Annotated in this window: 17 protein-coding genes; 7 read left to right on the top strand and 10 right to left on the bottom strand. The window is 36.7% G+C overall.

Translation table 11 applies throughout. The annotated features are described in order from the left end of the window. Positions 1-11: 11 nt before the first annotated feature. The 6 genes from ABC371_RS21760 to ABC371_RS21735 all read right to left on the bottom strand — a co-directional run bounded on the left by ABC371_RS21760 (position 12) and on the right by ABC371_RS21735 (position 2053). A complete protein-coding gene (locus ABC371_RS21760) occupies positions 12-230 on the bottom strand; it encodes a spore germination protein (protein WP_010283446.1) in 219 nt (72 codons plus the stop codon). Positions 231-295: 65 nt separating this feature from the next. Further along, the gene (locus ABC371_RS21755; RefSeq protein WP_412898708.1) at positions 296-676 is read right to left on the bottom strand and encodes a spore germination protein GerPE; all 381 of its coding nucleotides are present in this window, start codon (positions 674-676) and stop codon (positions 296-298) included. 6 nt (positions 677-682) lie between these two features. Further along, positions 683-862 (bottom strand): spore gernimation protein GerPD, encoded by a 180-nt coding sequence (locus ABC371_RS21750; RefSeq protein WP_412898707.1) that lies wholly within the window; start codon positions 860-862, stop codon positions 683-685. After that, positions 859-1488: a spore germination protein GerPC gene (gene gerPC, locus ABC371_RS21745; RefSeq protein WP_412898706.1), complete on the bottom strand. Its 630-nt coding sequence runs from the start codon at positions 1486-1488 to the stop codon at positions 859-861. Before gerPC ends, ABC371_RS21750 begins: the two co-directional genes overlap by 4 nt. A gap of 70 nt (positions 1489-1558) precedes the next feature. Continuing rightward, the gene (locus ABC371_RS21740; protein ID WP_412898705.1) at positions 1559-1816 is read right to left on the bottom strand and encodes a spore germination protein GerPB; all 258 of its coding nucleotides are present in this window, start codon (positions 1814-1816) and stop codon (positions 1559-1561) included. A 15-nt stretch (positions 1817-1831) separates the two neighbouring features. Next, positions 1832-2053: a spore germination protein gene (locus ABC371_RS21735; protein WP_010283441.1), complete on the bottom strand. Its 222-nt coding sequence runs from the start codon at positions 2051-2053 to the stop codon at positions 1832-1834. 214 nt (positions 2054-2267) lie between these two features. Between ABC371_RS21735 and ABC371_RS21730 the strand changes: the two genes are divergently transcribed. Beyond that, entirely contained in the window at positions 2268-3467 is a 1200-nt protein-coding gene (locus tag ABC371_RS21730) for a DUF418 domain-containing protein (RefSeq protein WP_412898704.1), read from the top strand. A gap of 15 nt (positions 3468-3482) precedes the next feature. On the opposite strand, the gene ABC371_RS21725 is transcribed toward ABC371_RS21730, so the two are convergent. Further along, positions 3483-3650, bottom strand: a complete 168-nt coding sequence (locus ABC371_RS21725; RefSeq protein WP_136379543.1) for an aspartyl-phosphate phosphatase Spo0E family protein — start codon at positions 3648-3650, stop codon at positions 3483-3485. Positions 3651-3876: 226 nt separating this feature from the next. Between ABC371_RS21725 and ABC371_RS21720 the strand changes: the two genes are divergently transcribed. From ABC371_RS21720 to ABC371_RS21710, 3 genes are all read left to right on the top strand, one after another. Next, on the top strand, positions 3877-4782 hold the full coding sequence (locus ABC371_RS21720) for a fumarylacetoacetate hydrolase family protein (protein WP_412898703.1): 906 nt from the start codon (positions 3877-3879) through the stop codon (positions 4780-4782). A gap of 320 nt (positions 4783-5102) precedes the next feature. Beyond that, positions 5103-5471 carry a YisL family protein gene (locus ABC371_RS21715; protein ID WP_412898702.1) on the top strand — a complete coding sequence of 123 codons (369 nt, stop codon included), beginning with the start codon at positions 5103-5105 and terminating at the stop codon, positions 5469-5471. 130 nt (positions 5472-5601) lie between these two features. Beyond that, positions 5602-7035 (top strand): putative bifunctional diguanylate cyclase/phosphodiesterase, encoded by a 1434-nt coding sequence (locus ABC371_RS21710; RefSeq protein WP_412898701.1) that lies wholly within the window; start codon positions 5602-5604, stop codon positions 7033-7035. 35 nt (positions 7036-7070) lie between these two features. Here ABC371_RS21710 and ABC371_RS21705 read toward each other — a convergent pair whose 3' ends face one another. Further along, positions 7071-7634 carry a DUF2777 domain-containing protein gene (locus ABC371_RS21705; RefSeq protein WP_412898700.1) on the bottom strand — a complete coding sequence of 188 codons (564 nt, stop codon included), beginning with the start codon at positions 7632-7634 and terminating at the stop codon, positions 7071-7073. 152 nt (positions 7635-7786) lie between these two features. Further along, positions 7787-9157, bottom strand: a complete 1371-nt coding sequence (locus tag ABC371_RS21700; RefSeq protein WP_412898699.1) for an MATE family efflux transporter — start codon at positions 9155-9157, stop codon at positions 7787-7789. A 201-nt stretch (positions 9158-9358) separates the two neighbouring features. Here ABC371_RS21700 and ABC371_RS21695 point away from each other — a divergent pair, with 201 nt between their 5' ends. Next, entirely contained in the window at positions 9359-10747 is a 1389-nt protein-coding gene (locus tag ABC371_RS21695) for an alpha-amylase family glycosyl hydrolase (protein ID WP_412898698.1), read from the top strand. Positions 10748-10784: 37 nt separating this feature from the next. Here the strand turns inward: ABC371_RS21695 and ABC371_RS21690 are convergent, their stop codons facing one another. Then, positions 10785-11651, bottom strand: coding sequence for an SDR family oxidoreductase (locus tag ABC371_RS21690; protein WP_412898697.1), 867 nt, complete (start codon positions 11649-11651; stop codon positions 10785-10787). A 158-nt stretch (positions 11652-11809) separates the two neighbouring features. Here ABC371_RS21690 and ABC371_RS21685 point away from each other — a divergent pair, with 158 nt between their 5' ends. Continuing rightward, the gene (locus tag ABC371_RS21685; protein WP_412898696.1) at positions 11810-12520 is read left to right on the top strand and encodes a response regulator transcription factor; all 711 of its coding nucleotides are present in this window, start codon (positions 11810-11812) and stop codon (positions 12518-12520) included. Next, entirely contained in the window at positions 12517-13980 is a 1464-nt protein-coding gene (locus tag ABC371_RS21680; protein ID WP_412898695.1) for a HAMP domain-containing sensor histidine kinase, read from the top strand. Before ABC371_RS21685 ends, ABC371_RS21680 begins: the two co-directional genes overlap by 4 nt.

The raw sequence follows: 13980 nt of genomic DNA, 5'->3' as shown, positions 1-13980 counted from the left end.
CCTTTTTATTTTTATGCATTATTTTTTAAGAGTTGATCTGCAAAATCTTCATCATTTGTATTTGTGGAGTTTAATCCATTATTGGTACAAATAAAATCTCCAGTATTAAATGATCCTGATCCTGAGTAGGTCTTCGCTGTATCCTTAGGTGAAACATAGAAGGAGTCACCAAAATTAACGACTCCACCTCCGACATTAACAATTTTTATAGGTCCAACAATAGAAGGCATATAGCGTCATCCTTTAAAAAAACATTTTCATGCTATTACTTTATGTGAAAATACATAATTCGGAACTATCTTTCAGTGGGCTGTTTCTCTAATAATTTTCGAATATGTTTTACTTTAGATTTTGACTCTATCTCAACAGTTGATCCAATCTGGAGTACAGATGAAGAGGAAATACCAAGTATTCTAACAGTATTTACTTTGATAACAGGATTTTGATGGAAGGTATTCATGGTTATTTCATCTTCAATTTTTACTTTTGGTAGCTCCCTTTTAAAAAAAGGAAATGCAGAAAGACTTCCTTCATTTGAAAAAAATAATGGGACTTCTTTTTGAAAAGCAAGTGCTTGCGTAAAAGGAGCGATTCTTCTAGTGTCACCGACCTCCACTATACTACTGAACAGAACGGCATTTATCCGAATATAGTCTACTACGGATAGTCTTTTCAATGTACATCAACTCCCTGGAGCAAGCGGAACAAATGGTCCAATGATTAAAGATTCAGGTGGAGTGTCAAATGCAGAAGCCATCGAAATGGTTTGTGCATCTCCAATAATAAAAACAGCCGATGTTGAAACACCGATAATATCAATATGTCCTACTTGTAATTCCTTATTTACAACGGTAAAGTTCACGTCTCATTCTCCCTTTTCGTGTTTTTTGGCAAATTTTGAATATATCCAGTAACTGAATTTTTGATGTCGTTTTTAATATGGCTGATAATGTTTTGGTACACTTGCGCTTCTCTTGAGGGATTTTGTAACTCTTCATGATATTGACCTAGATAATGGACAATTCGGTCAGGAATTTGTTTCTGAATATCCTCAATGATAAAGCCTGAGTGCCCTTCTTCTAAAGCCGTTCTTTCTTGATTAGCGATTCCTTCAATAAGTACCGGACCTTCATTTGATAAATACTCATCTATATTATCTTGTATCTCATTAAGTAGTTCTTTATGAACATGCCGAATATCTGGAATGTTCATTTTTCCTTGAGCTACGGAGAAGTCTTCAATTGGTTCCCCATTTAATGGATTTAAACCAATGTTTAAAGTTCCTTCTAGAGTTTCAACTTTCAGTTGATCAAATTTATATTCAACTCTTTCAATATGGGTGGATGGTTGCTTCTTTAATTCTCCTATTTCCGTTTGAAGTTGCTGAAGTGATTGCTCTAATTGATTAATCCGTTGGTTTTGTTGTTGGATATACTGATAAAGATTCTGAATATATGAGGAGGACACACAATGATAATAAGGATACATAGCATTCACCCTTTCTAAAACTCTGTTATAGATTACTCTATGCAGATAAGAACGATTGGGTGAATGCCCATTATCTTACACCTGTTGCACCGACTACAGCGCCTACTCCTCCTCCTGCTCCTGATGCGCCGGCTAAAGGGACAGCTGGTGCTTCTAACATATTTTGTTTTGTAATTTGTGGAGCTGGTTCAGTAAAACCACCTGTATTATACAAATGTGCAGATGGCCGAATAATTCCCGCACTTCCAATTTGTAAGACAGATGAATTTGCAACACTTCCGACTCTTAGCGTTTGTATACAAATACTTTGATTTATATAAAAATTCATTTGCGTATACCCCCTTTAGGCGTTTCCGACATTGACACTATCGATTGTATCGACATCATATGAGTTGGTTACACTCTGATTATTAAAGATTCGAGTTCCATTCCCGGTATTAAAAGAGCCAGCTCCAGCGAATGTTTTGGCAGTAGTAACAGGTGCAATTTGAAAAACATCCCCTACATTCATTACACTGCTATTCCCAATGCTATTTATTTTTATTGCTCCAACAATTGCTGGCATATTGAACACCCTTTTAAAAATCAAATTAAAAAATATACGAAATAGAAAGTTGCTACATGTAGATGCGATTACGATATTCTATGATAAACACCCAGAAGGTGTGATTTCGAGGATAAAGGAATGACGTGTTAATTCTACTTTTGGAATCTTATTCTAGAGATTTCTAGATCCATCTCTTATAATCAAATATAGGAAAATTAAAGGAGTTAGATGAATGAACAATGAACGATTAACACCAGTAATGGGAGCGGAGCGAATTCAGACTCTCGATGTTATAAGGGGGCTAGCGATATTCGGTATTTTTTTCGTGAATATGCCTTCGTTTTTTTCACCAGTATTGTATTTAAACCCTAAAGACTGGTGGGGTGGGGAATTGAATCAATGGACAAATAGCTTCGTTGACATTTTTGCACAAGCAAGCTTTTATACCCTGTTTTCGTTTCTTTTCGGGTTTGGCATGATTCTATTTAAGGAAAGAGCACTTGCTAAAGGTTATTCTTTTTATCCATTGATCACAAGAAGATTAATGGTACTTTTACTGTTTGGATGTTTACACGCTTTTTTTGTATGGCATGGAGATATTTTAATTACATATGCGTTTGTTGGGGCAATTTTTCTATTGTTTCATAAGGCAAAACCAATCACGTTACTTATTTGGGCTTTAGTGCTTATTTTCATACCCAATCTATTTCTTGGCGGTATGATGCTTCTAGCCGTTATGTTCGAACCAGAATTAGGTGCCATTATGTTTAATGAACAACTTGCTCAAAAATCTGCAGAAATTTATGCTTCAGGCGGATTTTGGGAAATTACAATTCAAAGATTCCAAGATTGGTACTATGTAAATAATGTAGGCAGCATCTTTGCATATATTATTACATTGCTACCGATGTTTCTTCTCGGAGCTTTTATCGCAAAGAAAAAGTGGCTGGAAGGCCGTGATGAGGATATAAAGAAAGTAAAGATCTTATGGCTGATTTCACTAGTAATCGGGATTCCCATGAAATTGCTGCCATACTATACGTCTAAAAATGCGGCAACCGACTATTTGCAGGATACGATAGGTGGTCCGAGCACTGCTGTATTATATGCAACATCGATTGTCCTGTTAATGAGAATACCAGTTTGGAAGAGACTGCTCTCACCGCTTGCTTTTGTTGGACGAGTTTCTCTGAGTAATTATTTATTCCAATCGATTGTATGTACGTTCTTGTTTTACGGCTATGGTTTTGGATTGTATGGACAAGTGGAGCTGTATACGGGGTTCCTTCTCACGATTGTTATTTTCATTATCCAAATCCTGTTAAGTTATCTATGGTTAAAAAAATTCAGGTTTGGTCCTTTCGAATGGATTTGGAGAACATTAACATATGCCCAAAAGGTGGAAATAAGAAAAAAGGCTATTCGCGGATAATGCGAATAGTCTTTTTTAGTTCACCATTTTTAATTTTTTCTGTTTGGTTTTTTGATAAATATTCAATAATTGGTCTAACTCTTGACTACACTTTACTGTCTCCCTAGCAGTAAAGCCATGCCGATCAGCTAAAACAGTCATTTTACGGCGCTTTAATTCAATGGCAATTTTCAACATGAACATTTTCATTTCTCCATTTTTTTAGTCCATTTTCTTTACAATTCATTAGACTAAAGTAGTATATACAAGGCTTGTACTACTATTATACCTGCCTTTACAGAGAATAAAACAGGTTCGCTAAAACCTCTTATAATGTTACAAAATAATACAAAGTTTGACAAAATCTCAAAAGAGGAAAAAGGATAGCTTAGGTAGAATTAAGTAAAGGATTAAATAAGAGGTGATGATAATGAGGTTTGTAACGGCTGAAAAGAATGGAAAACAATTTATTGGGATGGTAAACGAAAGCCTTGATCAAGTACTCGATCTACAAGTTGTTGAAGCACAAATGAACAGTTCATCCATTATTCCAAAAACAATGATTGAGGCTATTTCACAAGGTGAAGTGTTTCTCGAGAGGGTGTCTCATATTAAGGAGTGGACTCTGCAACATCCTGATGCAGACGGCATATTTCCGATCAAGAATGTTACATTGAAGGCACCAATTCCAAAACCTAGTAAGAATATTTTTTGTGTTGGTAAAAATTATGCGGACCATGTGATTGAAATGGGAAGTGCTAAGGATATCCCCGAGCATGTCATGATCTTCACAAAGGCACCAACGACAGTTGTGGGGCCTGATGAACTCGTCATGAATCATAAAAATATTACAGAGCAATTGGATTACGAAGGTGAATTAGCCGTAGTAATCGGTAAAAAAGGTCATGGTATAAAAGAAAGTGAAGCATTGGAGTATGTGTTTGGGTATACAATCGTTAACGATATTACTGCTCGTGATATCCAATCAAGACACAAACAGTTTTTCCTTGGAAAAAGCTTAGATACCAGTTGTCCAATGGGGCCAATGTTGGTGCATAAATCGTTGATTCCAAATCCTAGTCATTTATCCGTAACTACCGAAGTAAATGGAGAGGTACGCCAGGCAGGTAACACAAGCCAATTTATATTCCCAATTGAAAAAGTTATTTCAGTGATCTCACAAGGAATGACATTGGAGCCAGGTGATGTTATCGCAACAGGTACTCCAGCGGGAGTAGGAAAAGGTTTTAATCCACCACGCTTTCTAAAGGCTGGAGACGAGATCGAAATTACCATTGATGGTCTAGGTACGTTGAGAAATAAAATTGAGGAATAAAAAAGAAAAGCACAAGGCGCCTGAAGTGGAACATCGACTAACTACTGCCACGTCCTGTGGCAAACGTCGATGTCAGCACTCCCTGTGCAAGTACAAGCATAAGACGAGCGCTGACAGAAGGTGCTTTTTACCTTCCGAAGCGATTGGCTTAGACCAGAGAGCCGATGGCGCCTGGAGCTAGCCATTGAAGGACAACACGTCACAAAAACGACATATTTACTATGCGAATAGTGAAAAAGGGTTGATTGAATCTTTTTATTTTCTTCATAAACATGCTATGATTATCCATGAATGAAAAAGAAAAAAGGAGGAAGTAGTACATGACATACAATACTCATGCACATATTACTTCTTGGGCAGTTGCTATTATTCTATTTGTTATAGCAGCAACAATCCTAAACAAGGCCGGCAAAGAAAAATCCCAAAAAATTGTTAAAATGATCTTGCGCTTATTTTATCTATTCATTTTAGCGACAGGTCTGCTACTTTTATTTGGTGGAGTAGAGATTGACGGTGAATACATAGGTAAAGCAATACTAGGGGTACTAACAATCGGATTCATGGAAATGATTTTGGCACGTTCTAGTAAACAAAAACCAACTGGATTATTCTGGGGATTGTTTATAGTTGTGCTAATCTTAACAATTGGATTAGGAATGAAACTTCCGTTAGGTATATGGAGATTCTAAACGTTTTGTGAAAAAGCTACCATTTAAGGTGGCTTTTTCTCTTTTTTCTGTGTTTTTCGACAAGAAATTATGCTATCTTTATGAATAGATACATACTTCATGAGTGAAAAAAAGAGTGGTGAATCTCGTTTTGAGAACGAACAGCTTTATTTATAAACAGTTGCTAGATACTATTGAACTAATAGAGCAACACCAACTTATTATCGACAAAAATAAAAAAATAGAGGCATTTTATGAAAAAAAAGCTAAGGATAAAGTTGCGAACTTAGCCTATTATGATGCAGAAACTGGTTTGCCGAATCGTTTGCATTTTACAAATCAAGTAGAGGACTTTGTTAAGCGATTTTCAAAGAAAAAGAAGAAACATAAATTAGCTGTGTTATTTATTGACCTTGACCGATTTAAAGTGATTAATGATACAGTTGGTCATTATGCGGGAGATATTATTCTAAAGCAACTTGCCAAACGATTTCAAGGACTACTCCCAAAAAAGAGTTTTCTTGCAAGATTTAGTGGCGATAAATTTACAATCCTTATAACCGAGGAAGTTGAAGTTGAAAAGATTGCTGACCTTGGACAGACATTATTGCATGGCATTACTAAACCAATTATGTATGGAGCACGTGAGTTTTTTTTAACCGGAAGTATCGGAGTTAGTTTCTATCCTAATGATGGGATTACGACGGAGTTATTATTTAAGCATGCCGATACAGCTATGAACCTTGCAAAACAGCAGGGTGGCAACAAAATGAAATTCTACTCAACAGAAATGAATCAGCAAGTGTTATATAAGCTTGAGCTTGAGGGCTATTTACGAAAAGCTCTTGAGAAAAATGAGTTTCACATATGCTTCCAACCGTTGATTGATTTAGCGTCTGGAGAAGTATATGGCAGTGAAGCATTAATTAGATGGGACCATCCAAAGCTTGGACTCGTATCACCTGGTGAGTTTATACCTCTTGCAGAGGAAACGGGGCTTATTCATGAGATAGGCAAATGGGTCTTAAAAAAGGCTTGTCAAGAGAATAAGAAATGGCATGATATGGGCTATGATTATTTAACAATTTCGGTTAATGTATCAGCAGACCAGTTCCAGCAAATTAGCTTTATTGATGTGGTCAAAGAGGTTTTAGACGAAACTGGACTTCTTCCGCAATATTTAACGCTCGAGCTTACCGAAGGCGTGATGCTAAGAAACATTACCCATAGTGTCATTGTTATGAAGGAACTGCAAAAGCTTGGTGTTAAGGTATCAATTGATGACTTTGGTACAGGTTATTCATCATTAAGTTATCTAAAGGATTTGCCAATCAATACCTTAAAAATTGACCGGTCATTTATTAATAATCTCAAGGTTAATACTACTGATATCGCGATTGTGAAGGCGATCATTACGATGGGGCATGGACTTGCTGTGAAGGTGGTAGCAGAAGGAGTTGAAACAGATGAGCAAATTGAATTACTTAAGGAGCTACAATGCCATTATGCTCAAGGTTTCTACATTAATCGACCGATGAAAAGTGAAGAGTTTGAAAAAGGATTAGCAAAACTTAAAGCATTGTAAGGGTGGGGGCTGTTCACGTGGGAACGCCCCCAGTTTTATTTACATAAGGTTGAAAGAATTGCTCTTTTTCCATTGGCTAGTGTAAATTCAAATCGATCCTTCTTTAGTTTTCCACGAGAAAAATGATGGTGAACAGACAAAAGCAATTCCGTATTATCAAATAGGATAAAATTGACACCTTCATTTTCACCATTCTCTTCTTGAAACATTAATTGATTATGACAATGGATACAATCATATAATGAAAACGAAAGTTTATTTAAAGTTGATGTAAAACGAATAAATTGGTCCTCGGTAAAACCTTCTAGCCATTCCTTATACGCCAAGGTTAATTTCTTTCGAAAACGGAGGCAATCTCCATTATCGAGTTTATAAAAATATCCATTCATCTGGATTAAACCATCATCCACAAAAATGCCTTTTTCCCATTTATTTAGAGTGAAAACTTCTACTTCCTTCCCAAGCATTTCTTCAAGCATTGAAGCCTCGTCTGTTTCGGCTTCGAAGAAAATCCATTGGTCATTTATGCATTCTGTCGTACCTGTTATAAAAGAACGTTTTTGTTCAGTTATGCTGCCGAGACGTTGTTGTAAATCCAAAGCAAATCCTCCATCCATAGCTGTATATTTGAAAGTAGTTTGTATCCTCTTTTTTAGACAAAAGTAGGGAATTTTATAACAAAGACTTTTTAGTGAGATTTTACCCTGATTTTAGGAAAAATAGTGAAAACGAAAAAACAGCCTTAACTTTTTCAGGCTGTTATGTCTACATTATCAACTGGTGCAATAAATGATTTTTTCTCCCATGCCCGTGAACGCCATCGCCACAGCATGACAATGCCACGGACCCATTCATCGACAATAAAAGAAATCCAAACCCCAACCAATCCGAGTTCAAAGTGAATGCCAAGTACATATGCAATTGGCACACAAATTCCCCACATCGAGAGGATTCCCATGTATACTGGCAGTTTTACATCCCCAGCGGCTCTTAATGCATTGATAAGGACAAGATTAAAAGCTCTTCCTGGTTCAAGAATGATGGTTAAAAGGATAAGGACACCACCTGTTTTAATGATGTCTTTATTATCTGTAAAGATGGATAATAAGGGTTCCTTAAAGAAAGAAAAAACAATAGCCATTGCTGCTGATATCAATATGGCGAGCTTTAAACTTTTTAATGCTCTTTTATAAGCATCATTTATTTGACGGGCTCCAATCATTTGCCCAATTAAGATTTGTGTTCCTTGACTAATAGCAATACTAAAAAGGAAGATGAACATCATTAAATTTTGTGCATACACCTTTGTCGTAAGTGCCTGAGTTCCCATGATTGTAATAAAATACGTGATGATCATCTGGGAAGAGTTGTAAGAAAGCTGTTCCCCAGCAGAAGGTATCCCAATTTTAAGTAGATTTTGAAGATGAACTCTTGGTAAACGAAAAATCTTTTTAAAATGGAGACCATGTTTTACTCGTTTTATTAATAGATAGGTGATAACCAGTAAGCCTATTAATCTACTAAAAGAGGTAGATATCGCAACTCCTTCAACACCGAGAACTGGCAAACCAAACGGACCAAAGATAAAAATATAATTTCCTATGACATTCAGGATGTTCATACCGATTGTGACGTACATCGTATCCCGAGTAAAACCATAGCTTCGGATGACCGCCCCAATTGTCATGATCAGTGCTTGGAGAAACGAGAATAAACCTACGATTCTCAGGTAACTATCCGCTTCGTCTAATAATTCAGTTGGCAAATCCATTAAAAGCAGGAGATCCTTGCTCCAAACAAAAACAATAAGACTTAAAATAAGACCAAACACAAGGTTGGCAAAAATAGAAACGACCGCAACTTCAGCAGCGTTTTTTTCATTATTAGCACCAAAATGCTGGGCCACAAGAACGGCTGTACCGGTTGCGATGAATCCAAACATGACGATAATTAATGATAAGATTTGGTTTGAGACCCCGACTGCTGCAACTGAATTATCGGAGTACATACTCAGCATTAAGGTATCTGCATTCCCCATTAGCATATGTAAAAGCAATTCAATAAAAATGGGCCATGTGAGCGCAAATAATGTTAATTTTTTTGTATTTATAGAAGTTTCCAAGCTGTCAACCCCTCTAATTCCGTAATGAAAAACTATATTAGTTTATCACAGAATGTGGTAAGAAAGAATAGCCATTTTACACGAAAAAGAAAACGTTATAAATATGTACAAAATATGAACAAACTCTTGTACTATTTGACTTTTAAGAAGGGATAAGGTTACTTTAAAGAGTGAGATTACTATGAGGATTGGAGTTACGTGATGAAGAAAAAGATATATATGCTGGCTATACTGATTCCGTTATTACTGCTGTCGGCCCTTCCAGCTTTTGCTGCGGACAAACAAACAATAGCGGAAGAAAGCATTTATTACATAGTGGTTGACCGTTTTAATAATGCAGACAGCGCAAATGATTCAGCAGTGGACCTATCGAACCCTTCATCCTATCATGGGGGAGACCTCCAAGGAGTGATTAGTCGGCTTGATTATGTGAAGGATATGGGGTTTACGACGATTTTATTATCACCTATATTTGAAAATGAAACCGATACATTTTATCCATATGTGGTAAAGGATAGAAGTGTCATCAATAAGCATTATGGAACATCTGATGATTTAAAACAGCTCGTGAAAGCGGCGCATGACAAGGGAATAAAAATTATTCTTGACTTAGGCATCAGATCAAATGATGGTACTTTAAATGATGAATTTATTGAGGATGCGAAGTCGTGGGTACAAAAGGCAGACATTGATGGATATAAACTTGACCTTGTTGATGGTGTACCAGCTAATTTTATCACGACATTATCAACGGATCTAAAAGCGGTAAAAGCCAATTTTCGCTTGGTTGGACAACCTGTAGGGGTAGAAAACCTTGGTGAGGTTGAAACTAAGGGACTTGATTCCGTTTTTAATATGATTCCTTATGAAGGAATCACTAGTTTTAGTGTTCCAGATCAACCATTTAAAGATGTTGAAAAAACATGGGAACAAGCTAAGGAGTTTGAAAATCCGAATTCCTTAATTAATTTTTTCGATAATCCAAATACGGTTCGTTTCACCTATCTTGCTACAGAAGCTAATGAACATCCTGCACCACGCCTTAAGTCGGCGTTAACGTATTTGTATACTACACCTGGAATTCCAACCATTTTCTATGGAACGGAAATTGCCTTAAATGGAACTGAGCCACCGGACAACCTCGGTTTAATGGACTTTCGAACAGACAAAGAGCTAGTTGATTATATTACATTGCTCTCTAAAATTAGGTCAGGTGTACCTGCTCTAACAAAAGGTTCAATTGAATTAGTCAAAAATGATGCAGGTTTACTTGTTTTTAAGCGAGAATATGAAGGGGAAACAGCTTTTGTGGCAATTAATAATACAACGAAAACACAGAGCTTTACCTTAACGACTGACCAGGTTGGAGAGGATAAGGAACTAACTGGACTAATTACGGAGGACCTTGTTCGCGCAACTGACGATGAATTTCATCTTGTTGTAAATCGTGATATCTCGGAAGTGTTTGTTGTACGAGACACTACAAACATTAATTATGCCTTATTCGTTGCCGTATTTATTGTACCTGTATTAATGATTGGTTTCATTTATTTGAATAAAAAAAGACATGGTAATTCAAAACCAGAGTAAAAGTAAAGCATCATCCTGCATGGATGATGCTATTTCTTTACCCATTTACGATTTCTCCACCGTTAACGTGGAGGATTTGGCCAGACATATAAGAGGAGTCGTCACTTGCAAGGAAAACATAGCATGGTGCGACCTCTTCGGGCTGTCCTGGTCGTTTCATGGGGGTTGTCGAGCCAAATTTGGCAACTTGGTCACTTGTAAAGGTTGATGGAATAAGTGGTGTCCAAATTGGACCTGGAGCCACTCCATTTACACGAATGCCATTTCCAATTACTTGCATAGAAAGGGACCTTGTAAATGAAACAACGGCTCCTTTTGTTGCTGAATAATCGAGAAGTTGCTCATTACCTTTATATGCTGTAACAGACGCTGTATTAATGATGGAACTTCCCTTTTTTAAATGGGGGAGAGCGGCCTTCGTTAAATAAAAATATGAAAATATATTGGTTCGAAATGTTTTTTCAAGCTGCTCAGCTGTTATGTTAGAGATACTTTTTTGTGGATGCTGCTCAGCTGCATTATTGACTAAAATATCTAGTTGTCCAAATGTATCAATTGTTTTCTTCACAATCTCTTTACAGAACTCTTCATTTCCGATATCTCCGGATAGAAGTAAGCATTTTTGACCTTCTTCTTCAATCTGTCGCTTTGTTTCCTTAGCATCCTCATGCTCTTCCAAATAAACAATGACAACATTGGCGCCTTCTTTCGCGTAATGTATCGCGACTGCCTTTCCAATTCCACTATCCCCACCAGTAATAATGGCAACCTTATTTTTCAACTTATAACTACCCTGGTAGGAATGATCTTCGGAGACTGGTTTTGGCACCATTTCCGTCTCGGTTCCAGGTTGGTGAGTTTGATGTTGTGGTGGCAAAATATTTTTCCCTTGATTATTAGACAAAACTAACACCTCTTTTATGTATTGATGTACCTTACTTACTTTTTAATAAAAGAGGTCTGAATATACCTTTTTGAGTTAATTATTAAGTAAAAATAAAAATTCCATGTGCACACCAAAACTTCCTTTATAATGAAAATAGATAGAAAGAGGGGTTATCCATGGAAAGACCTGAAAAAATTCTACTTGTGGAAGATGATAAGGAAATCGCCCGTATTGTTTGTGATCATTTACGGAAGGAAGGTTATTCCGTGACATGGGCTTCTACGGGTACAGAAGGCTGGGAGGATTTTAAAGAGGACCAATATGACCTTGCCTTAATTGATTTAATGCTTCCTGAAATGGATGGATTTACATTATGTAAAACCATTCGATTGGAAAGTGAAATTCCTCTCCTCATTTTAAGTGCACGAAATGAGGATGAAAGCAAGATCAAAGGATTGAATCTTGGAGCAGATGATTATATCACGAAACCATTTAGTCTTGAGGAACTAAGTGCGAGAATTAGCTCTCATTTAAGAAGATTCAGAAGATATAACAAAACGACATCAAATGAAAATCGCATCAATTATTTACATGGGCTTACCATCGATTTTACGAATGACCTTATTTTTTTAAACGGCAACGTAGTTCAAATGAGCTCCAAAGAAAGAGAGTTATTGTTTTTGTTAGCAAAAAACCCATTGCAAACATTTTCGAAAAAAGAAATCTACGAGCATATTTGGCAACAAGAAGATGTCGACGGAAACAATACAGTCACTGTTCACATTAAAAGTCTTCGGTCAAAGCTAGGTGATGATACGCGCTCTGCAAAGTTTATTCAAACGGTTTGGGGTGTTGGTTATCGTTTTATAGGAGAGCAAAGCGTATGAAAATTAAACAATGGTTAATGGTCAGTTTTTTTATCGTGATGCTGCTCCCAGTTGTGGCACTTTACATCCTATATGTAAGTTTAAGCAATCTCGATGAAAAGCAAGCATTTGTTGAGTACGTTGAGATGACCACTAAAATGGAGGAGATTGAGTCACATCTTTTAAATCCTAAATTATATCAACTACAACCAAAAGAACAGTTTGAGTCAGTTCAAGCACTAACTAACGAATCTATCAAAATAACATTATATCGATCAGATGGTGTAGTTGTATTTTCTAGTTTGCCTAGTGTAGGTTCATATGGATTTTCAACGATAAATATTGAACAAGTATACAAAAATCTGAATGAACTTCAAAAAAATTCACGTACCTATACATTAAAAAAGCCAGTCGTTGGTGACGGTGATGTTGTTGGGATTTTTGAAATTTCATTTGCGAGAGAAGATTGGATTGAAGGGGTAACGAATCACTACATACTTTTAGGGGTGTCCTTCAGTATTTTTATTATCCTACTCTATATCATTGTAGTGATTCTATTGAACCGAAAATTGAATCGACCATTAAGCTATTTGCAGACGCAAATGACAGCTTTTGCTAATGGAGAGAAGCTATCAAATCAAACAAAAGAATCAAATGATGAAATAGGGGATTTAATCAAACATTTTTGGAAAATGAAAGCGCAGATTGAACAAACCCAAGAGGCACTTGCTAAACAACAAAAGGAAAAAGAGTTTATTGTGGCCTCCTTATCACATGATTTAAAAACACCGTTAACGGTTATACGTGCTTATACGGAAGCCTTGCAAAATGACGAAACTCTTTCAGAACAAGAAAGGCTCGAGTATAAGGAAATTTTATTTGAGAAGCTCGAATACATGAAACGAATGCTTGATGATTTGACCATGTATACCGCATTACAATCCTCTAAACAACTGGGTGAGCTTGTGGAGGTTGATGGGGAAGAGTATTTTGACATGCTGTTATCTGGATATGACGAACCTTGTAGTCGAAAAGGGATTTCGCTAGTTGTTACTCAATCTGTAAAAGAAATCTATGAGTTGGATCCAAAGCAAATGGTGAGGGTTGTAGATAACATTATGGGTAATGCTATTCGACATACGGAAAAAGGGAATCAGATTTGGCTTGCTGCCATTTCAAGTGATACCCAATTACCGGACTGGGTGTTTAACGAATTTCGTGATGACCTTGAGGTTTGGAGAAAGAATGGCACAGTTATCTTGATTCAAAACGCAGGAAAAGGAATCCCAAAAGAACAACTGGACAATGTCTTTCAACCCTTTTATCAGGCAGAAGGTGCTAGAAATAATGGTGGTAGTTCTGGGCTTGGACTAAGTATTTCAAAAATGTTAATGGAACAACAAAATGGGAAAATTGGAATCTGGTCAGCGGAGAAAGAAGGAACATTACTTGCTTGCTGGATTAAGGAAGGAAGGGAATAA

This window comes from Bacillus jepli, from assembly GCF_047238305.1.
Lineage (GTDB): Bacteria > Bacillota > Bacilli > Bacillales > Bacillaceae_L > Ferdinandcohnia.
This window is presented reverse-complemented; position numbering and strand designations above follow the sequence as displayed.

Excerpts from the sequence above, each read along its gene's own strand:
- ABC371_RS21760 (WP_010283446.1), bottom strand. The coding sequence starts at position 230 with ATGCCTTCTATTGTTGGACCTATAAAAATTGTTAATGTCGGAGGTGGA.
- gerPC (WP_412898706.1), bottom strand. The coding sequence starts at position 1,488 with ATGTATCCTTATTATCATTGTGTGTCCTCCTCATATATTCAGAATCTT.
- ABC371_RS21740 (WP_412898705.1), bottom strand. The coding sequence starts at position 1,816 with ATGAATTTTTATATAAATCAAAGTATTTGTATACAAACGCTAAGAGTC.
- ABC371_RS21735 (WP_010283441.1), bottom strand. The coding sequence starts at position 2,053 with ATGCCAGCAATTGTTGGAGCAATAAAAATAAATAGCATTGGGAATAGC.
- ABC371_RS21730 (WP_412898704.1), top strand. The coding sequence starts at position 2,268 with ATGAACAATGAACGATTAACACCAGTAATGGGAGCGGAGCGAATTCAG.
- ABC371_RS21725 (WP_136379543.1), bottom strand. The coding sequence starts at position 3,650 with ATGTTCATGTTGAAAATTGCCATTGAATTAAAGCGCCGTAAAATGACT.
- ABC371_RS21720 (WP_412898703.1), top strand. The coding sequence starts at position 3,877 with ATGAGGTTTGTAACGGCTGAAAAGAATGGAAAACAATTTATTGGGATG.
- ABC371_RS21715 (WP_412898702.1), top strand. The coding sequence starts at position 5,103 with ATGACATACAATACTCATGCACATATTACTTCTTGGGCAGTTGCTATT.
- ABC371_RS21695 (WP_412898698.1), top strand. The coding sequence starts at position 9,359 with ATGAAGAAAAAGATATATATGCTGGCTATACTGATTCCGTTATTACTG.
- ABC371_RS21685 (WP_412898696.1), top strand. The coding sequence starts at position 11,810 with ATGGAAAGACCTGAAAAAATTCTACTTGTGGAAGATGATAAGGAAATC.
- ABC371_RS21680 (WP_412898695.1), top strand. The coding sequence starts at position 12,517 with ATGAAAATTAAACAATGGTTAATGGTCAGTTTTTTTATCGTGATGCTG.